The sequence below is a fragment of the Pseudomonas sp. SWRI68 genome (assembly GCF_014269165.1).
Classification (GTDB): domain Bacteria; phylum Pseudomonadota; class Gammaproteobacteria; order Pseudomonadales; family Pseudomonadaceae; genus Aquipseudomonas; species Aquipseudomonas capeferrum.
The window spans coordinates 516872-540649 of record NZ_JABWRU010000001.1 but is presented as its reverse complement, the minus strand read 5'-3'; the positions used below and the strand labels follow the sequence as shown (position 1 = coordinate 540649).

The window sequence follows — 23778 nt, the reverse complement described above, 5'->3', positions numbered from 1 at the left end:
TATCGTCCTCGCGCATCAGAGCAGGTCCTCCAGCCAACCGTCGAGCTGTTCGAAAGCATCGTTGAAGGTGCGGTCGAGTTGCAGCGGGGTGATCGATACGTAGCCTTGCATCACCGCGTGGAAGTCCGTGCCAGGGCCACCGTCCTCCGCATCACCAGCCACGGCAATCCAGTAACCTTCCTTGCCGCGCGGGTTGACCACCTTGGTCGGTGCCGCCGCCCGCGCCCGGTGACCGAGGCGGGTGAGCTGGATGCCACGGATATGCTCCAGCGGCAGGTTGGGAATGTTGACGTTGAGCACGGTACGCGGCGGCAACTGCAGGCGCGACTGCGCCTCCACCAGGCGCCGGGCGATGTAGGCTGCGGTGGGCAGGTTGTCGGGCTGGCGCGACAGCAACGAAAACGCCAGCGACGTGTTGCCCAGGAAGCGGCCTTCCAGCGCGGCGGCGACCGTGCCCGAATACAGCACGTCGTCGCCCAGGTTGGCCCCCAGGTTGATCCCCGACACCACCATGTCCGGCGTCTGCGCCAACAGCCCGTTGAGCCCCAGGTGCACGCAGTCGGTCGGCGTGCCGTTGAGGCTGATGAAGCCGTTGGCCAGGGTCTGCGGATGCAGCGGCCGGTCCAGCGTCAGCGAACTGCTGGCGCCGCTCTTGTCTTGATCCGGGGCAATTACCACGCACTCGGCGTAATCCACCAGCGCAGCATGCAGCGCGGCGAGGCCTGGTGCGGTAACACCGTCGTCGTTCGAAATCAGAATACGCATGGGCTGTCCGTCTGCCCTGCCGGCACCAGATCCACGACTTCGCGCACTACTACAGTGGCGAAGCATCCGGCCGGAAGGACGAATTCCAGTTGCAGGATATCAGGCTCCGGATAATGCCACGTCAGGCCGCCAATAGGGAGCCGCAGAATGCGCCGTTCGTGATCCATGCCCGCTTGGGCCAGCCAATGGCAAAGTGCCGGCTGCCGTGCCGCAATTGCCGCTTCCAACTCGCCAGTGGCGCCTGCGGCGGGCGTTTCGCCCTCGCCCCACAACGCACCGGTGGGATGCAGATCGAGAATATCCAGCCGCGGATCTGAACATTCCTGCTCTGTAGCAGGAAAGAAACTACGGCTAGTGGTGAATGCCAGGAGGTCACCGACCTGCGCACGTGCCCAGCTACCGTCTGCAACACGGGCCGCGAGGATCTGGTTGAACAGGTAGCTGCGCCCCGCCGAGAGCAGGCGCGAACGCACGTTGCGCTGCTCGGGCAGGGCTTTGCGTGCGGCCCAGTCGAGCGCGTCGTGGACATTGCCACCAGCATGGCCGAAGCGCTGGCTGCCGAAGTAGTTCGGCACACCGTGCTGCTTGAGCGCTTCCAGGCGCGCGTCCAGCGCCTGATGATCGGCGGCAAGGCCGGTCAGGCGCAGGGTGAAGCCGTTGGCCGAATGCGCGCCACGCTGCAGCTTGCGCTGGTGGCGTACCTGTTTGAGCACGCGCAGGCTGGCATCCTCGGCACGCGACAGGTCGGGGTCGGCCTTGCCGGGCAGGTGCAGGCTGAACCACTGGCGGGTCAGGGCCTGGCGGTCCTTGAGCCCGGCATAGCTGATCGAACGGGCCGGTACGCCAGCGGCGCGAGCCAGTCGGCGGGCGGCTTCTTCGGTGTTGAGGTCGCGTTTTTCAACCCACAGCCACAGGTGCTCACCTTGGCCGGACAACGGAATGTCCAGCACCTCGTCGACCTGGAAGTCTTCAGCCACGGCCTTGAGTACCGCAGTCCCCAGGGGTTCGCCCGATGCGCGCGGGCCCAGCAGTTCCAGTTCGGTCATGCTGGCAGCAGCAGGGCCACCGCGTGCACGGCGATACCCTCCTCACGGCCGGTGAAGCCCAGCTTCTCGGTGGTGGTGGCCTTGACGTTGACTTGGTCGAGTTCCACCTGCAGGTCCTCGGCGATCAACTGGCGCATGGTCTCGATGTGCGGCGCCATTTTCGGTGCCTGGGCGACGATGGTGGCGTCGACGTTGCCCACCTTCCAGCCCTTGCCCTGGACGATGCCGACCACATGGCGCAACAAGGCACGGCTGTCGGCGCCCTTGAACTGCGGGTCGGTATCGGGGAAGTGCTTGCCAATGTCACCCAACGCAGCGGCACCGAGCAAGGCATCGCTGAGGGCGTGCAGCAGCACGTCACCGTCGGAGTGGGCCAGAAGGCCATGTTTGTGGGGGATACGGACCCCGCCCAGGGTAATGAAATCACCGTCACAGAAACGGTGCACATCGTAGCCATGGCCAATACGCATAGAAAAACGCCCTGATTGAGTCAGGGCGTGATTCTACCTGCTTTGTGCCGTATTGGGGCTGCGCTTATACCCGCCCCAGTGCCGCCGCGTGATGGCGCAAGTGCGCGTCGATGAAGCTGGCGATGAAGTAGTAGCTGTGGTCATAGCCAGGCTGCAGACGCAGGGTCAGCTCATGCCCACCTTTGCGCGCCGCTTGCTCCAGCGCCTCGGGCTTGAGCTGCTTCTCGAGGAAGTCGTCACGGTCGCCCTGATCCACCAGCAACGGTGGGCAGCTGCCTGCAGGCGTTTCCGCCAGCAGCACACTGGCATCCCACTCGCGCCAGCGTGCACGATCGTCACCCAGGAAGCGGCTGAAGGCCTTTTCGCCCCACGGGCAATCCATCGGGTTGCTGATGGGCGAAAACGCCGATACCGAGCGGTAGCGCCCCGGGTTGCGCAAGGCACACACCAATGCGCCATGCCCCCCCATCGAGTGGCCACTGATGCTGCGCTGGTCGGACGCCGGGAAGTGCGCCTCGATCAGGGCTGGCAGCTCCTCCACCACGTAGTCATGCATGCGGTAATGCTGCGCCCAGGGTTGCTGGGTGGCATTGAGGTAGAAGCCGGCCCCCAGGCCAAAGTCCCACGCGCCGTCGGGGTCGCCGGGCACCTGCTCGCCACGCGGGCTGGTGTCGGGTGCGACGATGATGAGCCCAAGCTCGGCAGCCAGGCGCTGGGCGCCGGCCTTCTGCATGAAGTTCTCGTCGGTGCAGGTCAGGCCGCTGAGCCAGTACAGCACCGGCAGCTTCGCGCCCTGTTCGGCCTGTGGCGGCAGGTACACGGCAAACACCATGTCGCAGCCGAGCACCTTGGAGTGATGACGGTACCGCTTGTGCCAGCCGCCGAAGCTCTTCTGGCAAGAGATGTTGTCCAGGCTCATGGCAGACCTCAGAAGTGGATCACGCTACGGATGCTCTTGCCTTCATGCATCAGGTCGAAGGCCTTGTTGATGTCTTCCAGGCCCATGGTGTGGGTGATGAACGTATCCAGCGGGATCTCGCCCTTCTCGGCCATGTCGACGTAGCTTGGCAGCTCGCTGCGCCCGCGCACGCCACCGAACGCCGAACCGCGCCAGACGCGACCGGTGACCAGCTGGAACGGACGGGTGGCGATTTCCTGGCCGGCACCGGCAACACCGATAATGACCGACTCGCCCCAGCCCTTGTGGCAGCACTCCAGGGCCGCGCGCATCAGTTGCACATTACCGATGCACTCGAAGGAGAAGTCCACGCCGCCGTCGGTGAGGTCGACGATCACTTCCTGGATGGGGCGGTCGTACTCTTTCGGGTTGATGCAGTCGGTGGCACCCAACTGGCGGGCGATTTCGAACTTGGCCGGGTTGATGTCGATGGCGATGATGCGCGAGGCCTTGGCCTTGACTGCGCCAATGATCGCCGACAGGCCGATGCCGCCGAGGCCGAAGATGGCCACGGTATCACCGGGCTTGACCTTGGCGGTATTGAGCACGGCACCGATACCGGTGGTGACGCCGCAACCGAGCAGGCAGACCTTCTCCAGCGGGGCTTCCTTCTGGATCTTGGCCACGGAAATTTCCGGCAGCACGGTGTACTCGGAGAAGGTCGACGTGCCCATGTAGTGGAACAGCTGCTGGCCTTTGTAGGAGAAGCGCGTGGTGCCGTCGGGCATCAGGCCCTTGCCCTGGGTGGCGCGAATGGCTTGGCACAGGTTGGTCTTGCCCGAACGGCAGAATTTGCACTGGCCGCACTCCGGGGTGTAGAGCGGAATGACATGATCGCCCACGGCCACCGAGGTCACGCCCTCGCCCACCGCCTCGACGATCGCGCCACCTTCGTGGCCAAGGATCGAGGGGAAGATCCCTTCCGGGTCAGCACCGGACAGGGTGTAGGCGTCGGTGTGGCAGACACCGCTGGCAACCACGCGCAGCAGCACTTCGCCAGCCTTGGGCATGGCCACGTCCACTTCGACGATTTCCAGGGGTTTCTTGGCTTCGAAGGCTACGGCAGCACGGGACTTGATCATCAAAGGTCTCCAGACAGAAGGTCAGTTCAGTCTCGCAGTGTAATTCATGCTTTTTTGATGAATAATCCAGGCAAAGACAAAACATTATTGCCAAGCAGGGATAATCAATGAGCAGCCGCTGGGAAGGCATCGACGAATTCGTTGCGGTGGCCGAGTCTGGTCAGTTCACCGCCGCAGCTGAGCGCCTGGGTGTGTCGTCCTCGCATATCAGCCGTCAGATCGCGCGGCTGGAGGAGCGCCTGCAGACGCGCCTGCTGTACCGCAGCACCCGGCGCGTCACCTTGAGCGAAGCCGGGCAGACGTTCCTGCAGCACTGCCAACGCCTGCAGGATGGCCGTGAAGAAGCCCTGCGCGCGATGGGCGACCTGGCCAGCGAGCCCAAGGGCTTGCTGCGCATGACCTGTGCAGTGGCCTATGGCGAGCGCTTCATCGTGCCACTGGTGACGCGCTTCATGGCGCAGTACCCGCAACTGCGGGTTGAAGTGGAACTGAGCAACCGCACGCTGGACCTGCTGCATGAAGGCATGGACCTGGCCATTCGCCTTGGCCGGCTGGCCGACTCCAGGCTGGTTGCCGCCCGCCTGGCACCGCGGCGCATGTTCCTGTGCGCCTCGCCGGCTTACCTGGAGCGCTACGGTCGGCCGCACAGCCTGTCGGAACTGGCCCGGCACAACTGCCTGATTGGCAGTTCGGACCTGTGGGCGCTGCTGCAGGACGGCCGCGAGATCAGCCAGCGGGTGCAGGGCAACTGGCGCTGCAACAGCGGGCAAGCCGTGCTGGACGCGGCTTTGCTGGGGATGGGCCTGTGCCAGTTGCCGGACTATTACGTGCTGGAGCACCTCAACAGTGGTGCGCTGGTATCCCTGCTGGAGGCGCATCAGCCACCGAATACGGCAGTGTGGGCGCTGTACCCACAGCAACGGCATCTGTCGCCGAAGGTTCGGCGGTTGGTGGATTACCTGAAAGAAGGGCTGGCGGGGTTGCCGGAGTATCGACTGGGCTGACTTCAGCGCCGCCCAGCCCAGCGCTGGCGTAACCACTCCAAATCTTCCGGCCGGGTCACCTTGATGTTGTCGCTGCGGCCCTCGACCAGCCGCGGCGCCTGGCCGGACCATTCGATGGCTGACGCCTCGTCAGTGACCACCACATCGGAAACCAGGCACTCGGCCAGCGCTCGGTGCAAGGCGCCGAGGCGGAACATCTGCGGTGTATAGGCCTGCCAGATGGTGCTGCGGTCTACGGTGGCCGTGACCCGGCCCGTAGCATCGGCACGCTTCAATGTATCGCGCGCCGGTACTGCCAACAGGCCGCCAACAGGGTCATTGGCCAACGCTGACAACAGTTTGTCCAGGTCGGTACGCGCAAGGTTCGGTCGCGCAGCATCGTGCACCAGTACCCAGTCGTTGTCCGAAGCCCCTTGCGCATGCAGCAGCAGCAAGGCGTTGAGCACCGAGTCGGCGCGCTCGCGGCCACCCGCCGCGCGCTGGATGCGCGGGTCGCTGGCGCAGCGCAGGCCAGGCCAGTACGGGTCATCTTCGGCAATGCTGACCACCATGCCCTTGAGCGTGGGGTGGCCAAGAAAACAGTCGAGGCTGTGCTCGAGAATAGTCTGCCCGGCCAGCTCCAGGTACTGCTTGGGGCGGTCGGCAGCCATGCGGGCACCAACGCCCGCAGCAGGAATCACGGCCCAGAAGGCCGGTAATGTATCAGTCATTTTTGCGGCAACTGGAAGAGGGTTTCGCCCTCTTTGACCATCCCCAATTCATGACGAGCCCGTTCTTCCACGGTCTCCATACCTTTCTTCAACTCCAGGACTTCTGCGTCAAGCACGCGGTTACGTTCAAGCAGACGCTCGTTTTCGGCATGCTGCTCGGCGATCTGCTGCTTGAGCTCGGTCACTTGCGCCAGGCTGCCGTTGCCCACCCAAAGGCGGTACTGCAGGCCACCCAACAGCAGAAGCAGAACGAGGAACAACCAATAGGGACTGCGCATCAAGGTATCCAGGTTAAAAAGACCGCCGCGTACTGTTCACTTCGGGGCCTCGAATAGCACGAAGCCTGGCCGAGGCCAGGCTTCGTCGACAGAAACCCGTTGGAAGTGTAGGAACATTCAGTACGAATGTTCCTACAGCTCCGGCTGCTGTCTTTTTACCATCTCTTGCTTAACCGCGAAACTCGGTACGACCACGGTAAACCGCCTTGGCACCCAGTTGCTCTTCGATGCGCAGCAGTTGGTTGTACTTCGAAACGCGGTCGGAACGGCACAGCGAACCGGTCTTGATCTGGCCAGCAGCAGTACCCACGGCCAGGTCGGCGATGGTCGAGTCTTCGGTTTCACCGGAACGGTGCGAGATCACCGCGGTGTAGCCGGCAGCCTTGGCCATCTGGATGGCTTCCAGGGTTTCGGTCAGCGAACCGATCTGGTTGAACTTGATCAGGATCGAGTTACCGATGCCCTTTTCGATGCCTTCCTTGAGGATCTTGGTGTTGGTCACGAACAGGTCGTCACCGACCAGTTGCACCTTCTCGCCGATCTTGTCGGTGAGGATCTTCCAGCCAGCCCAGTCGGACTCGTCCAGGCCGTCTTCGATCGAGATGATCGGGAAGCGCTCGGTCAGGCCTTTCAGGTAGTCGGCAAAGCCTTCGGCGTCGAACGACTTGCCTTCGCCGGACAGGTTGTACTTGCCGTCTTCGTAGAATTCGGAAGCCGCGCAGTCCAGGGCCAGGGTCACGTCGGTACCCAGCTTGTAGCCTGCTTTTTCCACGGCTTCAGCGATGGCGGCCAGGGCGTCTTCGTTGGAAGCCAGGTTCGGCGCGAAGCCGCCTTCGTCACCAACGGCAGTGTTCAGGCCGCGAGCCTTCAGTACCGCCTTGAGGTGATGGAAGATTTCGGTGCCCATGCGCAGGCCGTCGGAGAAGGTCTTGGCGCCAACCGGCTGCACCATGAACTCCTGGATATCGACGTTGTTGTCGGCGTGCTCGCCGCCGTTGATGATGTTCATCATCGGAACCGGCATCGAGTACTGGCCCGGGGTGCCGTTCAGGTTGGCGATGTGCGCGTACAGCGGCAGGTCCTGGTCCTGGGCAGCGGCCTTGGCGGCAGCCAGGGAAACAGCCAGGATGGCGTTGGCGCCCAGCTTGGCTTTGTTCTCGGTACCGTCCAGGTCGATCATGGCGCGGTCCAGAGCCTTCTGGTCGGAAGGGTCCTTGCCCAGCAGCAGGTCGCGGATCGGGCCGTTGATGTTGGCGACGGCCTTCAGCACGCCCTTGCCCAGGTAACGGCTCTTGTCGCCATCACGCAGCTCCAGCGCTTCGCGCGAGCCGGTGGAAGCACCGGACGGCGCGCAAGCGCTACCGATGATGCCGTTGTCGAGCAGTACATCGGCTTCCACGGTGGGGTTGCCACGCGAATCGAGAACTTCACGACCTTTGATGTCGACGATTTTTGCCATTGTTGTAAGCACTCCAGAATTGACGAAAACAACGCAGCTTAGGAAATCCTTGCACTTCACCAGGCGGGGTATGCAGCAGGCAGGCCTGATAAAAGCACTCCCTGACCAAACGGTCAGGGAGAGAACGGGCGGTACTTTACCCGAGAAATGAGCTTTACGCGGTTTCTACCGTCGGAAAACTTTTCACCAGGTCGTCCAATTGCTTGAGCTGGGCCAGGAACGGCTCCAGCTTGTCCAGGCGCAGGGCGCATGGACCATCGCACTTGGCGTTGTCCGGATCGGGGTGGGCCTCGAGGAACAGACCAGCCAGGCCCTGGCTCATGCCGGCCTTGGCCAGGTCGGTGACCTGCGCGCGGCGGCCACCGGCAGAGTCCGAGCGGCCGCCCGGCATTTGCAGGGCGTGGGTCACATCGAAGAATACCGGGTACTCGAACTGCTTCATGACGCCGAAGCCGAGCATGTCCACTACCAGGTTGTTGTAGCCGAAGCTCGAACCCCGCTCGCAGAGGATCAACTGATCGTTACCGGCCTCTTCGCACTTGGCCAGGATGTGTTTCATCTCCTGGGGTGCGAGGAACTGGGCCTTCTTGATGTTGATCACCGCGCCGGTCTTGGCCATGGCCACCACCAGGTCGGTTTGGCGCGACAGGAAGGCCGGCAACTGGATGATGTCGCAGACCTTGGCCACCGGCTCGGCCTGGTAGGGCTCGTGCACGTCGGTGATTACCGGCACATTGAAGGTGCGTTTGATCTCTTCGAAGATCTTCAGCCCCTCTTCCATGCCCGGGCCACGGTAGGACGCCACAGACGAACGGTTGGCCTTGTCGAAGCTGGCCTTGAACACGTACGGAATACCGAGCTTCTCGGTCACCCGCACGTACTCTTCGCAGACCTTCAGGGCCAGGTCACGGGACTCCAGAACGTTCATGCCGCCGAACAGGACGAACGGCTTGTCGTTGGCGATCTCGATGTTACCGACACGAATGATCTTCTGGGTCATTGATCAGGCCTTGTTCTTCTGAGCCAGGGCTGCCTTGACGAAGCCACTGAACAGCGGGTGGCCGTCACGCGGGGTCGAGGTGAACTCCGGGTGGAACTGGCAGGCGACGAACCATGGGTGGTCCTTGGACTCGACCACTTCCACCAGCGCGCCGTCTTCGGAACGACCGGAGACCACCAGGCCGGCGTCGAGCAGCTGTGGCAGCAGGTTGTTGTTCACTTCGTAGCGGTGACGGTGACGCTCGGTAATCACGTCCTTGCCGTAGCAGTCGTGAACCTTGGAACCCGAGACGATCTGGCAATCCTGTGCGCCCAGGCGCATGGTGCCGCCAAGGTCGGACGCTTCGGTGCGAGTCTCGACGGCACCGGTGGCATCGGCCCACTCGGTGATCAGGCCGACGACCGGGTGGCCGCTGTTGCGGTCGAACTCGGTGGAGTTGGCGTCTTTCCAGCCCATCACGTTACGGGCGAACTCGATCACGGCAACCTGCATGCCCAGGCAGATACCCAGGTACGGCACCTTGTTCTCACGGGCGTATTGCACCGCAGTGATCTTGCCTTCGACACCGCGCAGGCCGAAACCGCCCGGTACCAGGATGGCATCGGCGCCTTCGAGCAGGCTGGTGCCCTGGTTCTCGATGTCTTCGGAGTCGATGTAGCGCAGGTTGACCTTGGTGCGATTGGTGATGCCGGCGTGGCTCATCGCTTCGATCAGCGACTTGTACGCATCCAGCAGCTCCATGTACTTGCCGACCATGGCGATGGTCACTTCGTGCTCTGGGTTGAGCTTGGCGTCGACCACTTTGTCCCACTCGGACAGGTCGGCGCTGTTGCACTGCAGGCCGAAGCGCTCGGTGACGAAATCATCCAGGCCCTGAGCATGCAGGATGCCCGGGATCTTGTAGATGGTATCGGCGTCTTCCAGCGCAATCACCGCACGCTCTTCAACGTTGGTGAACTGGGCGATCTTGCGACGCGACGAGCTGTCGATCGGGTGATCGGAGCGGCATACCAGCACGTCAGGCTGCAGGCCGATGGAGCGCAGCTCCTTGACCGAGTGCTGGGTAGGCTTGGTCTTGGTCTCGCCAGCAGTGGCGATGTACGGAACCAGCGTCAGGTGCATCAGCATCGCGCGCTTGGCGCCGACTTCGAAACGCAACTGGCGGATGGCCTCGAGGAACGGCTGCGACTCGATGTCGCCGACGGTACCGCCGATTTCCACCAGGGCCACGTCGGCATCGCCGGCACCCTTGATGATGCGACGCTTGATCTCGTCGGTGATGTGCGGGATGACCTGGATGGTCGCGCCCAGGTAGTCACCACGACGCTCTTTGCGCAGCACGTGCTCGTAGATGCGGCCAGTGGTGAAGTTGTTGTTCTGGGTCATGGTCGTGCGGATGAACCGCTCGTAGTGGCCCAGGTCAAGGTCAGTCTCGGCGCCATCATGGGTGACGAAGACTTCACCGTGCTGGAACGGACTCATGGTGCCAGGATCGACGTTGATGTACGGATCCAGCTTGAGCATGGTGACCTTGAGCCCCCGCGCTTCCAGGATGGCCGCCAGGGAAGCCGAGGCAATGCCTTTCCCCAATGAAGAAACAACACCGCCCGTGACGAATATGTAGCGCGTCATGAAAAACCCTAGAAGTCTGCGTTAAGGCGGCCAGCGCCGCCGGAGAAAGCGAAGGAAGGCCGAAGCCCCCGATCACCTGCGTCAATCACAGTGCATCTCGAAAAACTGCCGCGTCTGTACAAACCAGGGTATCCCCGGCATGGAGCTCGCTCGTCATTTCCAGAATCAGCCCAGCAAAAAACTGCGTGGTAATCGGCAACTGCTGTGTTTTCGAGGAACGCACAGAAGTTGTATCAAGAAGGGAGGGTAGTCTACCGGAATGTACCCTTCAGCTCAAACCTTGCGCGTTCGTCGGAGACAGCCAATGCAGCTGGCAATCCGCCTGACCGAGTTCGGGCAGATTGGCCACTGCCAGCAAGCGCTCGCCCTGATAGAGCAACGGCAGGCGCGCACGCACGAAATACGGCACCTGCAGCGCGTTGAGCAAACGCTTCAAGTCGCGCCGGCCGCGCCCTGCAAGTTCAAGCACTTCACCGCCCTGGCGATAGCGGATGCACAGCCCGGCCAGGGGCAGGGGCGTGGTCAACCGCACACTGCCGTTGCCTGGCAATGTCAGCACCTCAGAGGGCTCGGGCCAGGCGAACTCGCCTTGCGGTGCCTGCAACCAGTCACCGCTCAACCACCAGATACGGCCGTTGCTGCGCAGCAACCGGCCGTCGGCCAGGCGCCAGACCGGCTGGGCGTCGGCTGCGGCATCACGCAGATCGGCCCAGCCAGCCCAGTGACGCGCGTCGGGCAACCGGGTGCGAACGCTGAGCCAGTATTGCAGGGCATTGCGCTGACGAGCGGGCGTCAGCGCCGTGAGCACTGCAAGGTCGAGGGAATCCAGCCGCGCCCAGGGCGCAGCAGCGCCCTCCCCGGCCTTGGCCAGATCGGCCTGGGCCACTTCATCCAGCAGCCCCAGCGCTTCACCCAGGTGCTCGGCGCAACGGGCCAGGTTCTGGCTGGCCTGCGGCCAACGCTGCTGCAGCACGGGGAACACTTTGCCGCGCAAATAGTTGCGGGCAAAGGCGGTGTCGCTGTTAGAGGGGTCTTCAATCCAGCTTAACCCCTGGATTTGGGCATACGCCTGCAACTGTTGGCGCGCAATCCCGAGCAATGGCCTGGCCAGGGTGCCCTGCCCCAGCGCCCGCTGGGCCGGCATCGCGGCCAAACCGCGCAGGCCGCTGCCGCGCAACAGACGAAAGAGCAAGGTTTCTGCCTGGTCTTCGCGATGTTGCCCGGTGAATAGCACTTCACCGGGGCCGAGCCGTTGCTTGAATGCCGCGTAACGGGCATCGCGGGCAGCCTGCTCGAGGCTGGCACCGGGCGCGACCTGGACGTGTATCACGCTGAGCGGGATGCCTAGCGTGGCGCAGACATGCGTGCAGTGCGCAGGCCAGGCGTCAGCCGCAGGCTGTAGGCCATGATGGATATGGATGGCGTGCAGAGGAGGCGCTGGGTGAGTACGGGCGTAATCGGCCAGCAGGTGCAGGAGGACGGTGGAGTCGAGGCCGCCGGAGAAAGCGATGTGCCAGGCGGGGGCTTGAAGCCAGGGGGTGAGGTTGAGCATGAGGGCCTCACACGGCTTGGAATCGCTGGGGCCGCAAAGCGGCCCCAGTGATGCATCAGAGGCCGTAGCTCATCAGACGCTCGTAGCGACGGGCCAACAGCGCGTCATTATCGAGCTTGCCAAGCATGTCCAACTGCTGCACCAGGTCGGCACGAATGCTTTCCGCCATCTGCGCCGGGTCACGGTGGGCGCCGCCCAGCGGCTCCTGAATCACCTTGTCGACGATGTTCAGGCTCTTCAAGCGCTCGGCCGTGATGCCCATGGCCTCGGCGGCATCGGCAGCCTTGTCGGCGGTCTTCCACAGGATCGAAGCGCAACCTTCTGGCGAGATCACCGAGTAGGTGGAGTACTGCAGCATGTTCAGCTGATCGCACACACCAATGGCCAGCGCACCGCCAGAACCACCCTCACCGATCACGGTGGCGATGATTGGCGTCTTCAGGCGCGCCATGACGCGCAGGTTCCAGGCGATCGCTTCGCTCTGGTTGCGCTCTTCGGCGTCGATGCCCGGGTAGGCGCCCGGTGTGTCGATGAAGGTCAGGATCGGCATCTTGAAGCGCTCGGCCATTTCCATCAGGCGGCACGCCTTGCGGTAGCCCTCTGGGCGTGGCATGCCGAAGTTGCGGCGCACTTTCTCACGCACTTCACGGCCCTTCTGGTGGCCGATGACCATCACCGCCTGGCCATCCAGGCGCGCGGTGCCGCCCACGATCGCGGCGTCGTCGGAGAAGTGGCGGTCACCGTGCAGTTCTTCGAATTCGGTGAAGATGTGCTGCAGGTAGTCCAGGGTGTATGGACGACGCGGGTGACGGGCCAGGCGGGCGATCTGCCAGCTGGTCAGGTTGCCGAAGATGCTTTCGGTCAGGGTATTGCTCTTGTCTTGCAGACGGGCAATTTCATCGCTGATGTTCAGCGAGTTGTCGTTACCCACCAGGCGCAGCCCTTCGATCTTGGCTTGCAGGTCGGCAATCGGCTGTTCGAAATCGAGGAAATTCGGGTTCATAGGCATCCGTCTTGGGTCTACGGCCAGGCGGCCGGCCGGTTGATCCGTTTGGCGCCCTACCTTAAGGGATCGGGCGCATTCAGGTCGAGATTAAAATTCGTCGATTCAACGATATTGCAGGAAGACGTTCTCACGCCCGAACTGGTCACGCAGCGCCTGAATCAGGCCGTCGGCCGGGTCGATCGACCATTCATCGGCGAACTGCAGCATGGCCTTGGCGTCACTGCCGGTGTACTCCAGGGTGATCGGGCAGCCGCCGCGGTGCCGGGTGATCAGCTCACCCAGCCAGTTCAGGCGGTCGCCCTTGAGCGCGTCATGGGCGACTTTCAGGCGCAGGCTTTCGGCCAGACGCGTGCGGGCATCTTCCATGGTCATCACCTGCTTGACCCGCAGGCGCAGGCCACCGGAGAAGTCATCGTTGCTGACCTCGCCTTCGACCACGACCATGGCATCGTTCTGCAACAGTGACTGGGCAGCCATGAAGGAGTCGGCAAACAGCGACGCCTCGATACGCCCAGAGCGGTCATCAAGCGTGACGAAACCCATCTTGTCACCCTTCTTGTTCTTCATTACCCGCAGGGCAATGATCATGCCGGCGATCGTCTGCGACTCACGGGACGGCTTCAGGTCGATGATGCGCTGGCGGGCGAAACGGCGAATCTCGCTTTCGTACTCATCAATCGGGTGGCCGGTGAGGTACAGGCCAAGCGTGTCCTTCTCGCCTTTGAGGCGCTCTTTGAGGGTGAGTTCGCGGACCTTGCGGTGGTTGGCATAGACGTCCGAATCGGCCTCCACGAACAACCCGCCGAACAGGTCGACATGGCCACTGTCGGCGGTACGTGCGGTCTGCTCGGCAGACTTGACCGCCTCTTCCAGCGCCGCCAGCAAGGTTGCGCGGTTGCGGTCGATGTTGGCCTGGTAGGCCTTGATTTCGTCATGGAAATACGGGCCGAGGCGGTCCAGTGCACCACTGCGGATCAGCGCATCGAGGGTGCGCTTGTTGACGCGCTTAAGGTCCACGCGCTCACAGAAATCGAACAGGTCCTTGAACGGCCCGCCCTGCGCACGCACTTCGACGATGGCTTCGACCGGCCCCTCGCCCACACCCTTGATCGCGCCCAGGCCATAGACGATACGGCCATCGTCGTTGACGGTGAACTTGAAGTCGGAGGTGTTCACATCGGGCGCGTCGAGGCGCAGCTTCATGCTGCGCACTTCCTCGATCAGCACCACCACCTTGTCGGTGTTGTGCATATCCGCCGACAACACCGCCGCCATGAACGGCGCCGGGTAGTGGGTCTTGAGCCAGGCGGTCTGGTACGACACCAGGCCATAGGCGGCAGAGTGAGATTTGTTGAAACCGTAACCGGCGAACTTCTCTACCAGGTCGAAGATGTTACCTGCCAGGTCACCATCAATGCCGTTATTGGCGCAACCTTCGATGAAACCGCCGCGCTGCTTGGCCATTTCCTCGGGCTTTTTCTTACCCATGGCACGACGCAGCATGTCGGCACCGCCCAGGGTATAGCCGGCCATGACCTGGGCAATCTGCATCACTTGTTCTTGATACAGGATGATGCCGTAGGTCGGCGCCAGTACCGGCTGCAGGCCGTCATACTGGTAATCCGGGTGCGGGTAGGCCAGCTCGGCGCGGCCGTGCTTGCGGTTGATGAAGTCGTCCACCATGCCCGACTGCAGCGGGCCCGGGCGGAACAGCGCCACCAGTGCGATAAGGTCTTCCAGGCAGTCCGGCTTGAGCTTCTTGATCAGCTCCTTCATGCCGCGCGATTCGAGCTGGAACACCGCCGTGGTCTCGGCTTTTTGCAGCAGCTCGTAGGTCTTGCGGTCATCCAGCGGAATGAAGTCGATGTTCAGGTCCGGCAGGTCCTGCTTGGCCTGCTCACGGTTGATCGTCTCCATCGCCCACTTGATGATGGTCAGTGTGCGCAGGCCGAGGAAGTCGAACTTGACCAGCCCGGCGGCCTCGACATCGTCCTTGTCGAACTGGGTCACCAGGCCGCCGCCTTCTTCGTCACAGGCGATCGGCGAGAAGTCGGTGAGTTTGGTCGGGGCGATTACCACGCCACCGGCGTGTTTGCCGGTACCACGGGTGACGCCCTCGAGCTTGAGGGCCATGTCCCAGATCTCGCGGGCATCTTCGTCGCCCTTGAGGAAGTCACGCAGGATTTCTTCCTGCTCGTAGGCCTTCTCCAGGGTCATGCCGACTTCGAAGGGGATCATCTTCGACAGGCGGTCGGCCAGGCCGTAGGACTTGCCCTGCACCCGCGCCACGTCGCGCACCACCGCCTTGGCGGCCATGGTACCGAAGGTGATGATCTGGCTGACCGCGTTACGCCCGTAGGCATCAGCCACATATTCAATGACCCGGTCGCGGCCATCCATGCAGAAGTCGACGTCGAAGTCGGGCATGGATACACGTTCAGGGTTGAGGAAGCGCTCGAACAGCAGGTCGTAGGCCAGCGGGTCGAGGTCGGTGATCTTCAGCACGTAGGCGACCAGCGAACCGGCACCCGAACCCCGGCCCGGGCCCACCGGCACACCGTTGTTCTTGGCCCACTTGATGAAGTCCATAACGATCAGGAAGTAGCCCGGGAAGCCCATCTGGATGATGATATCCAGCTCGAACTTCAGGCGGTCCAGGTAGACCTGGCGCTTTTCTTCATAGTCTGGCGTGGTCTCCTTGGGCCAGAGCACCGCCAGGCGCTCCTCCAGGCCTTCATGGGAGACATGGCGCAGATAATCGTCGATGCCCATGCCGTTGGGCGTGGGGAAGTCGGGCAGGAAGTGCTTGCCCAACTGCACCTGGATGTTGCAACGCTTGGCGATTTCGACGGTGTTGGCGATGGCGTCGGGCAGGTCGCTGAACAGCTCGGCCATTTCGTCCGAGCTCTTGAGGTACTGCTGGTCGCTGTAGTTACGCGGGCGACGCGGGTCGTCCAGGGTCCAGCCCTCACCGATGCAGACACGGGTTTCGTGGGCATCGTAGTCGGCCTGCTTGATAAAGCGCACATCGTTGGTCGCCACCAGCGGTGCGCCAACCTTGTCGGCCAGAGCCACGGCGGCGTGCACGTATTCTTCGTCGCGCGCGCGGTTGGTGCGCTGCACTTCGACGTAGAAGCGCTCGGGGAACATGCCCAGCCAATCGCGCAGCAGCGCTTCGGCCTCTTCAACCCTGCCACCCAGCAGCGCCGCGCCGATGTCACCTTCCTTGCCGGCGGACAAGGCGATCAGGCCCTCGCTGGCGGGGGCGATCCATTCACGCTGCAGAATCACCAGGCCATTGCGCTGGCCTTCGACCCAGCCCCGCGAAATCAGCTCGGTGAGGTTGCGGTAGCCCGTGGGGTTCATCGCCAGGAAGCAGATGCGCGACAACGGTGCTTCCGGGTCGGCCCCGGCCAGCCACAGGTCGGCACCACAGATCGGCTTGATCCCGGCGCCCATGGCGGTCTTGTAGAACTTCACCAGCGAGCACATGTTGCTCTGGTCGGTGATCGCCACCGCCGGCATGTTCATCCCCGCCAGCGCCTTGGCCAGCGGTTTGATCCGCACCAGACCGTCGACCAGCGAGAATTCGGAGTGCACGCGAAGGTGAACGAAGGGAACCGACATGGATGATCCTGTAGCAGAACGACAAGGGCGGGATTGTAGCGTAAAAGCGAGGGTATTTTGGGGCTACTGTGCAGCCCCGCGAAGGGCCGCGCAGCGGCACTGACAGGCTAAATCAAGGAATCGACAACGCCTTCACGCGCTTCCCAGGCCGCCCGCACAGGCGCGAAGGAACGCCGATGAATGGGCGTCGGCCCAAGCCGCGCCAGGGCCTCAAGGTGCACCGGCGTCGGGTAGCCCTTGTGCCCACCGATGCCATAACCGGGGTAGATCAGCTCGAACGCGCTCATCTCCCGGTCACGTGTCACCTTGGCCAGGATCGACGCCGCCGCGATCGCCGGCACCTGGCTATCGCCCTTGATCACCGGCGCCGCAGGCACTGCGAGTTTCGGGCAACGGTTGCCGTCGATCAGTGCCAGCTTGGGCGTAACGTGCAGGCCCTCGACCGCGCGCTGCATCGCCAGCATGGTGGCCTGAAGGATGTTCAGGCGGTCGATTTCGTCGACCTCGGCGCGGGCAATGCAAAAGCTCAGTGCCTTTTCGCAGATTTCGTCGAACAACGCTTCGCGCTTGGCTTCGGTGAGCTTCTTCGAATCATTCAGGCCCAGAATCGGCCGTGCCGGATCGAGGATCACGGCAGCGGTGACCACCGCCCCGCACAGCGGGCCACGGCCGACTTCATCGACACCGGCGACCAGGTCTTCGACCAGGTTGAAATCCAGTCCTATTTGCATGTCAGCGGTCCTTGAGCAAAGCCAGCACCGCCTCGGCCGCCTGGTTGGAGGCGTCCCGGCGCAGGGTGCGGTGAATCTCGTCGAAACGTTCGGTCTGCTGGCTGCCGTCGGCCACCAAGGGGGCCAAGGTCTGCGCCAGGGCTTCGCTGGTGGCGTCATCCTGCAGCAGCTCAGGCACAAGCGCACGCTGGGCCAGCAGGTTGGGCAACGACACGTAGGGGCTTTTCACCAGGCGCTTGAGAATCCAGTAGGTCAGCGGCGCCAGGCGGTAGGCCACCACCATGGGCCGCTTGTACAGCAGGGCCTCCAGGGTGGCGGTACCTGACGCAATCAGCACCGCATCACAGGCCGCCAAGGCCTGGTGCGACTGGCCGTCGAGCAGGGTCAGCGGCAGCTCGCGCCCTTCGAGCATCTGCTCGACCTGGGCGCGCCGCGCGGCATTGGCACACGGCAGCACGAAGCGCACACCTGGCACCCGCTCGCGCAAGCGCTCGGCCGCTTCGAGGAAAAGCGCCCCCAGGCGCCCGACCTCACCACCACGGCTGCCTGGCATCAATGCAACCACCGGGCCATGGCCCAGGCCAAGCTCACTGCGCGCCGCCTGCCGATCCGCTTCGAGGGGGATGGTGTCGGCCAGCGGGTGGCCGACAAAGCGCACCGGCACACCCTGCTCTTCGTAGAACCGCGCCTCAAACGGCAGCAGTGTCAGCATCAGGTCGCAGCCTTCACGGATCTTCAGTACGCGCTTCTGCCGCCAGGCCCACACGGAAGGGCTGACGTAGTGCACGGTCTTGATGCCGGCCTGACGCAATTTCAATTCGATATTGAGGGTGAAATCCGGGGCGTCGATGCCGATAAACACATCGGGCTTTTCGGCGATCAGCGTCTGGATCAGCAGTTTACGGCGCTTGAGCAGCTCGCGCAGGCGCCCCAGCACTTCGACCAGGCCCATCACGGCCAGGCGTTCCATGGGGAAGTAGGACTGCAGGCCTTCGGCTTCCATCAAGGGGCCGCCAACGCCGATGAACCGTACGTCGGGATGGCGGGCCTTGAGGGCGCGCATCAAGCCGGAACCGAGAATATCGCCGCTGGCCTCACCCGCGACCAGGGCTACGCAAAGCTGGGCCATGTCAGCGCGTGATGCCGCGTGCGGAATTCAGGATCGACTGACGGAACAGCTCGACCTCGGGGTGCTGGGCTGCCGGCTCGTCCAGCGCCTTGATTGCATCTTCGACGGTCAGGCCCTGGCGATAGACGATCTTGTAGCAACGCCGCAGGGTATGAATGACCTCGTCGCTGAAACCCCGGCGGCGCATGCCTTCGAAGTTCATGCTTCGGGCTTCGGCCGGGCTGCCGAACACCGTGACGAAGGCCGGCACGTCCTTGCCGATCGCCGTACCCATGCCAGAAAACGCATGAGCACCGATATGGCAGTACTGGTGCACCAGGGTGTACCCGGACAGAATCGCCCAGTCGCCGACGTGCACATGCCCGGCCAACGCGGTGTTGTTCACCAGAATGCAATGATTGCCGATGACACTGTCGTGACCGATGTGCGCATAGGCCATGATCAGGTTGTGATCGCCCAGGGTGGTTTCGGCACGGTCCTGAACGGTACCGCGGTGAATGGTCACGCCCTCGCGGATCACATTGTGATCGCCAATCACCAGACGGGTCGGCTCACCCTTGTACTTGAGGTCAGGGGTGTCTTCGCCGATCGAGGAAAACTGGTAGATACGGTTGTGCTTGCCGATACGGGTCGGCCCTTTGAGCACCACATGCGGGCCAATGATGGTGCCCTCCCCGATTTCGACATCGGGGCCTACGATCGACCACGGGCCCACCTCGACACCATCGGCCAGCTTGGCCGATGGGTCGATGATGGCCCGTGGATCAATCGAATTCATAGGGAGCGTTCCGCGCAGGTGATCTGTGCCGAGCATACAGGCTTGCCGTCGACCAGGGCGCGGCATTCGAATTTCCAGATCATGCTCTTGCGGCTGAGGAACTTGGCTTCCAGCACAAGCTGGTCACCCGGCAATACCGGCTGACGGAAACGCAGTTTGTCGGAACCGACAAAGTAGTACAGGGTGCCGTCAGCCGGCTTGGCATCAAGCATCTTGAAACCGAGAATACCGGCCGCCTGGGCCATGGCCTCGATGATCAGAACGCCCGGCATGATCGGGTGGGCCGGGAAATGGCCATTGAAGAACGGCTCGTTGATGCTGACATTCTTGTAGGCACGAATGCTCTGGGCCTCGAAGTCCAGATCCGTCACGCGGTCCACCAGCAGGAACGGGTAACGGTGAGGCAGGTATTCGCGAATCTCGTTGATGTCCATCATTTCGGGGGGAAGCCTGTAATAAGAATAGGGAGCGCAGGTGCTGACCACGCGCTCCTTTTGCAGTCCAAAGAGGAGCCAGCTAGCGTCTGTTCACTCTTGCTCAGGGAATGGTATCAGCCTTCTGATGCCGGCTGGCCACCTGAGGTCACGGTATCGATGCGCTTTTCCACCTGCTGGAGACGCTTGGCCATGTCGTCCAGGTGGCGGATACGCGCGGCGCTCTTGCGCCAGTCAGCCAATGGCTGCATGGCTGTGCCGGAAGAATAGGCACCCGGTTCGGTGATCGATCGGGTCACCATGGTCATGCCAGACACGAAAACGTTATCACAGACGTCAATATGGCCCACCATGCCGACACCGCCCGCAATGGTGCAGTGCTTACCGATGCGGGTGCTGCCGGAAATACCAACACAGGCCGCCATGGCCGTGTGCTCGCCGATCTGGACGTTATGGGCGATCTGGATCTGGTTGTCGAGTTTGACCCCGTCGGCAATGCGCGTGTCCGACAGCGCACCACGGTCAATGGCTGTATTGACGCCGATTTCCACATCATCGCCGATGGTCACGCCGCCAATCTGGGCAATCTTGCGCCACACGCCCTTCTCGTTGGCGAAGCCGAAGCCTTCGCCACCGATCACCGCACCCGACTGGATGACGACACGCTTGCCGATGGTCACGTCATGGTACAGGGTGACCCGTGGCGCCAGCCAACCACCCTCGCCGATGACGCAGCGGGCACCGACCACGCAATGAGCACCGATGCTGACATTGGCCGCAATCCGCGCACCGCTCTCGACGACCGCAAAGGGGCCGATGCTGGCACTGGCATCCACCTGCGCATCTTCAGCTACCACGGCGCTGGGATGAACTCCCGCCACAGCCTTGGGCTTGGGATCGAACAGATGGGAAATGCGTGCATAGGCCAGGTACGGATCAGCGACGATCAGTGCGTTGCCGGCAAAGCCTTCAGCATCCGCAGCCTTCAGCAGTACCGCTGCCGCCTGGCTGTTATCCAGGAATTTGCGGTACTGCGGGTTGGCGAGGAAGCTCAATTGACCGGGCCCGGCCTCCTGCAAGGTGGCCAGCCCGGTAATCTGCAGCGCCTCGGGCCCCTTGAGGGTGGCCCCGAGGGCTTCGGCCAGCTGGCCAAGCGTCATGGTCAAGGTCATATCAACGGGCTTGGTTCATGCGCTCGATGACTTGGCGGGTGATGTCGTACTGAGGTTTGACATCGATGACCGCGCCACGCTCGAGGACCAGGTCGAAACCGCCCTTCTTGATCACTTCCTCGACAGCGCCGTCCAGCTTGGGCTTGAGCTGCTTGAGCATGTCGCGATCAGCAACGGCCTTGGCTTCGTTCAGTTCCTTGGACTGGAACTGGAAGTCGCGGGCCTTTTGCTTGAACTCGAGCTCCAGGCGCTCACGCTCCTGCTGCTGCATCTTGTCGCCGCCTTTGATCAGGCGGTCCTGGATGCCCTTGGCGCTGCTTTCCAGGCTCTTGAGCTTGGTCAGTTGCGGGCCGAATTTTTTCTCGGCATCGACCGCGTACTTCTTGGCGGCATCCGATTCAAGCAGGGCCATCTGATAGTTCAGGACGGCAACCTTCATTTCGGCGAAAGCCGGGGTGGCGACCAGCGCCGCGGCCAAGATGGCCAGTTGAGTCAACTTACGCACGATGCACTCCTGGATAAACCGTTGTCGTTATGCAAGGGCCGACCTTAGAAGGTCTGGCCCAGAGAGAATTGGAACACCTGGGTATCGGCGTCGTCCGGTTTCTTGATCGGCATCGCCAGGCTGAAGCTCAACGGGCCCAGCGCAGTAATCCAGGTCACACCCAGGCCCACGGAGCTGGCCATGTCCGAGAAACCGACCTTGGCGCAATCAGGCTTGGAACCGCAATTGGTGTCGAACACGTTACCCACGTCCCAGAACACGGAAGTGCGCAGCGAACGTTGGTCTTTGACGAACGGCAGCGGGAACAGCAGTTCTACACCACCCTGGACCAGCACGTTGCCACCGAACGGCAGCGGGTCCTGATCCGGGTCTTCGATAGTGCCCGGGTTGGTACCTTTACTCGGCGTGCTGCGCGGGCCAAGGCTGCTGTCCTTGAAACCACGGACGGAGTTGAAGCCACCCGCGTAGTAGTTCTCGTAGAACGGCAGGCCGGAAGTGCCACCGAAACCATCACCATAGCCCAGTTCAGTGTGCAGGCGCAGGGTGTAGTCGTTATTGATCGGCTTGAACAGCTGGCCACGGTAGTCGAGCTTGTAGAACGACAGGTCGCTGCCCGGAATGGTGGATTCCAGGGTCAAACTTTGGGAGTGACCACGGGTAGCCAACACGCCTTTGTTCAAGGTCGACTCGGACCAGCCGATCGACGCTTTGAAGTTGAGGAAGCTATCGCCCTCTTCTTCGAGGAAATTGAAGATCTCGTCAACGGTGTATTTGCCGGTCTTGATCTTGTCCTGCTGCACGCTCAGGCCGTAGGTCAGGCGCGAGGTCTCGCTGATCGGGTAACCCAGGCTGACGCCGGCGCCAAGGCTGTCGACCGCATAGCTGGCAACGTCGACATCGAGGTCGTCGTAGTCGGTGCTGCGGTAGAAGGCGTTGTAGCCCAGGCTGACGCCGTCGGCAGTGAAGTAGGGGTCGACGAAGCCGAAGTTGTATCGCGTCTGGTACTCGGAACGGGTCAGGCCGATGGACACCTTGTTACCGGTACCCAGGAAGTTGCTCTGGCTGATCGAGCCGCCGAGGATCAGGCCGGCGCTCTGGGCGAAACCGACGCTGGCGGTGATCGAGCCGGAGGCTTGTTCTTCGACGCTGTAGTTGACGTCGACCTGGTCATCGGTGCCAGGCACCGGTGGCGTTTCGACGTTGACTTCCTTGAAGAAGCCCAGACGCTCAAGACGGGTCTTGGACTGGTCGATCAGGTAGGTCGAAGCCCAGCCGCCTTCCATCTGGCGCATCTCGCGACGCAGCACTTCGTCTTCGGTCTTGGTGTTGCCGCGGTAGTTGATGCGGTTGACGTAGGCACGCTTGCCCGGGTCGACCACGAACATGATATCGACGGTGTGGTCTTCATCGTTGGGCTGCGGCACGCCGTTGACGTTGGCGAAGGTATAGCCTTCGTTACCCAGGCGACGGGTGATCAGCTCGGACGTGGTGGTCATCACCTTGCGCGAGAATACCTGGCCCGGCTGCACCAGCAGCAGCGACTTGACCTGGTCTTCAGGGACCTTGAGGTCACCGGAGAGCTTCACGTCACGGACGGTGTACTTCTCGCCTTCGTTGATGTTGACGGTGATGTAGACGTGCTTCTTGTCTGGCGTGATGGATACCTGGGTAGAGGCGATATCCATGTTGATGTAGCCGCGGTCCAGGTAGTAGGAACGCAGACGCTCCAGGTCACCGGACAGTTTTTCACGGGCGTACTTGTCGTCGTTCTTGAAGAACGACAGCCAGTTGGTAGTTTTCAGCTCGAACAGCTGCGACAGCTCTTCGTCGTCGAAGACGTTGTTGCCCACCACGTTGATGTGCTGGATGGCGGCGACGGTGCCTTCGTTGATCTTGATTTTCAGCGCGACGCGGTTGCGCGGCTGCGGCACGACTTCGGCGTCGACCTCGGCCGAGTAGCGGCCCTGGGCCACGTACTGGCGCTGCAGCTCGTTACGCACACCTTCGAGGGTGGCGCGCTGGAAGATTTCACCTTCGGCCAGGCCCGACTGCTTCAGGCCCTTCATCAGGTCTTCGGTGCTGATCGCCTTGTTGCCTTCGATCTCGATGCTCGACACCGACGGGCGCTCGACCACGTTGATGATCAGGACATTGCCATCGCGGTTCAGCTGGATGTCCTGGAAGAAACCGGTCTTGAACAGGGAACGGGTCGAGTCCACGAGGCGCCGATCGTCGGCCTGGTCGCCCACGTTCAGGGGCAAGGCACCGAAGACGCTGCCGGCGGATACCCGCTGCAGGCCGTTGACACGAATATCGGAGATGGTGAAGGACTCGGCGTGAACTTCAGCGATCATCAGTGCGGAGAGGACCGCAGTTAGCAGCAGACGTTTCATGAAGTCCTTTTATTCCAACTGGCAATAAACAACCCGCCGCGAAAAGA

21 protein-coding genes are annotated in these 23778 nt (G+C 62.5%); 1 reads left to right on the top strand and 20 read right to left on the bottom strand.

Features of this window, described 5'->3' with window-relative positions; translation table 11 throughout:
* Positions 1–15 precede the first annotated feature (15 nt).
* From surE to HU770_RS02395, 5 genes are all read right to left on the bottom strand, one after another.
* Positions 16–765: a 5'/3'-nucleotidase SurE gene (gene surE, locus HU770_RS02415; RefSeq protein WP_186662978.1), complete on the bottom strand. Its 750-nt coding sequence runs from the start codon at positions 763–765 to the stop codon at positions 16–18.
* A complete protein-coding gene (gene truD / locus HU770_RS02410) occupies positions 753–1811 on the bottom strand; it encodes a tRNA pseudouridine(13) synthase TruD (RefSeq protein WP_047581644.1) in 1059 nt (352 codons plus the stop codon). Before truD ends, surE begins: the two co-directional genes overlap by 13 nt.
* On the bottom strand, positions 1808–2281 hold the full coding sequence (ispF, locus tag HU770_RS02405) for a 2-C-methyl-D-erythritol 2,4-cyclodiphosphate synthase (RefSeq protein WP_033700858.1): 474 nt from the start codon (positions 2279–2281) through the stop codon (positions 1808–1810). Before ispF ends, truD begins: the two co-directional genes overlap by 4 nt.
* Before the next feature lie 64 nt (positions 2282–2345).
* On the bottom strand, positions 2346–3200 hold the full coding sequence (gene fghA / locus HU770_RS02400; protein ID WP_186654505.1) for an S-formylglutathione hydrolase: 855 nt from the start codon (positions 3198–3200) through the stop codon (positions 2346–2348).
* 8 nt (positions 3201–3208) lie between these two features.
* Positions 3209–4321 (bottom strand): S-(hydroxymethyl)glutathione dehydrogenase/class III alcohol dehydrogenase, encoded by a 1113-nt coding sequence (locus tag HU770_RS02395; protein WP_033700860.1) that lies wholly within the window; start codon positions 4319–4321, stop codon positions 3209–3211.
* A gap of 107 nt (positions 4322–4428) precedes the next feature.
* On the opposite strand from HU770_RS02395, the gene HU770_RS02390 reads away from it, so the two are divergent.
* Entirely contained in the window at positions 4429–5325 is an 897-nt protein-coding gene (locus HU770_RS02390; protein WP_186654503.1) for a LysR substrate-binding domain-containing protein, read from the top strand.
* 2 nt (positions 5326–5327) lie between these two features.
* Here HU770_RS02390 and ispD read toward each other — a convergent pair whose 3' ends face one another.
* From ispD to bamA, 15 genes are all read right to left on the bottom strand, one after another.
* Positions 5328–6035, bottom strand: coding sequence for a 2-C-methyl-D-erythritol 4-phosphate cytidylyltransferase (ispD, locus tag HU770_RS02385; RefSeq protein WP_186654500.1), 708 nt, complete (start codon positions 6033–6035; stop codon positions 5328–5330).
* Positions 6032–6313 (bottom strand): cell division protein FtsB, encoded by a 282-nt coding sequence (gene ftsB, locus HU770_RS02380; protein WP_004375443.1) that lies wholly within the window; start codon positions 6311–6313, stop codon positions 6032–6034. Before ftsB ends, ispD begins: the two co-directional genes overlap by 4 nt.
* 169 nt (positions 6314–6482) lie before the next feature.
* A complete protein-coding gene (gene eno, locus HU770_RS02375; protein ID WP_033700863.1) occupies positions 6483–7772 on the bottom strand; it encodes a phosphopyruvate hydratase in 1290 nt (429 codons plus the stop codon).
* A gap of 154 nt (positions 7773–7926) precedes the next feature.
* Positions 7927–8772, bottom strand: coding sequence for a 3-deoxy-8-phosphooctulonate synthase (gene kdsA / locus HU770_RS02370; RefSeq protein WP_033700864.1), 846 nt, complete (start codon positions 8770–8772; stop codon positions 7927–7929).
* A 3-nt stretch (positions 8773–8775) separates the two neighbouring features.
* A complete protein-coding gene (locus HU770_RS02365; RefSeq protein WP_033700866.1) occupies positions 8776–10404 on the bottom strand; it encodes a CTP synthase in 1629 nt (542 codons plus the stop codon).
* A 268-nt stretch (positions 10405–10672) separates the two neighbouring features.
* Positions 10673–11956 (bottom strand): tRNA lysidine(34) synthetase TilS, encoded by a 1284-nt coding sequence (gene tilS, locus HU770_RS02360; RefSeq protein WP_186662977.1) that lies wholly within the window; start codon positions 11954–11956, stop codon positions 10673–10675.
* A gap of 55 nt (positions 11957–12011) precedes the next feature.
* The gene (locus HU770_RS02355; RefSeq protein WP_033700869.1) at positions 12012–12959 is read right to left on the bottom strand and encodes an acetyl-CoA carboxylase carboxyltransferase subunit alpha; all 948 of its coding nucleotides are present in this window, start codon (positions 12957–12959) and stop codon (positions 12012–12014) included.
* Between the two features lie 105 nt (positions 12960–13064).
* Complete coding sequence (gene dnaE, locus HU770_RS02350; protein WP_186654489.1) at positions 13065–16589, bottom strand: DNA polymerase III subunit alpha; 3525 nt, start codon at positions 16587–16589, stop codon at positions 13065–13067.
* A gap of 107 nt (positions 16590–16696) precedes the next feature.
* Positions 16697–17320, bottom strand: a complete 624-nt coding sequence (gene rnhB, locus HU770_RS02345; protein ID WP_033700872.1) for a ribonuclease HII — start codon at positions 17318–17320, stop codon at positions 16697–16699.
* Position 17321: 1 nt separating this feature from the next.
* Entirely contained in the window at positions 17322–18449 is a 1128-nt protein-coding gene (gene lpxB / locus HU770_RS02340) for a lipid-A-disaccharide synthase (RefSeq protein ID WP_186662976.1), read from the bottom strand.
* A 1-nt stretch (position 18450) separates the two neighbouring features.
* Positions 18451–19227 (bottom strand): acyl-ACP--UDP-N-acetylglucosamine O-acyltransferase, encoded by a 777-nt coding sequence (lpxA, locus tag HU770_RS02335; protein ID WP_033700874.1) that lies wholly within the window; start codon positions 19225–19227, stop codon positions 18451–18453.
* Positions 19224–19664 (bottom strand): 3-hydroxyacyl-ACP dehydratase FabZ, encoded by a 441-nt coding sequence (gene fabZ / locus HU770_RS02330; RefSeq protein WP_008094893.1) that lies wholly within the window; start codon positions 19662–19664, stop codon positions 19224–19226. Before fabZ ends, lpxA begins: the two co-directional genes overlap by 4 nt.
* A gap of 113 nt (positions 19665–19777) precedes the next feature.
* On the bottom strand, positions 19778–20833 hold the full coding sequence (gene lpxD / locus HU770_RS02325) for a UDP-3-O-(3-hydroxymyristoyl)glucosamine N-acyltransferase (RefSeq protein ID WP_033700876.1): 1056 nt from the start codon (positions 20831–20833) through the stop codon (positions 19778–19780).
* A gap of 1 nt (position 20834) precedes the next feature.
* On the bottom strand, positions 20835–21338 hold the full coding sequence (locus HU770_RS02320) for an OmpH family outer membrane protein (protein WP_027595800.1): 504 nt from the start codon (positions 21336–21338) through the stop codon (positions 20835–20837).
* Between the two features lie 44 nt (positions 21339–21382).
* Entirely contained in the window at positions 21383–23731 is a 2349-nt protein-coding gene (gene bamA / locus HU770_RS02315; protein ID WP_186654487.1) for an outer membrane protein assembly factor BamA, read from the bottom strand.
* Between the last annotated feature and the right edge of the window lie 47 nt (positions 23732–23778).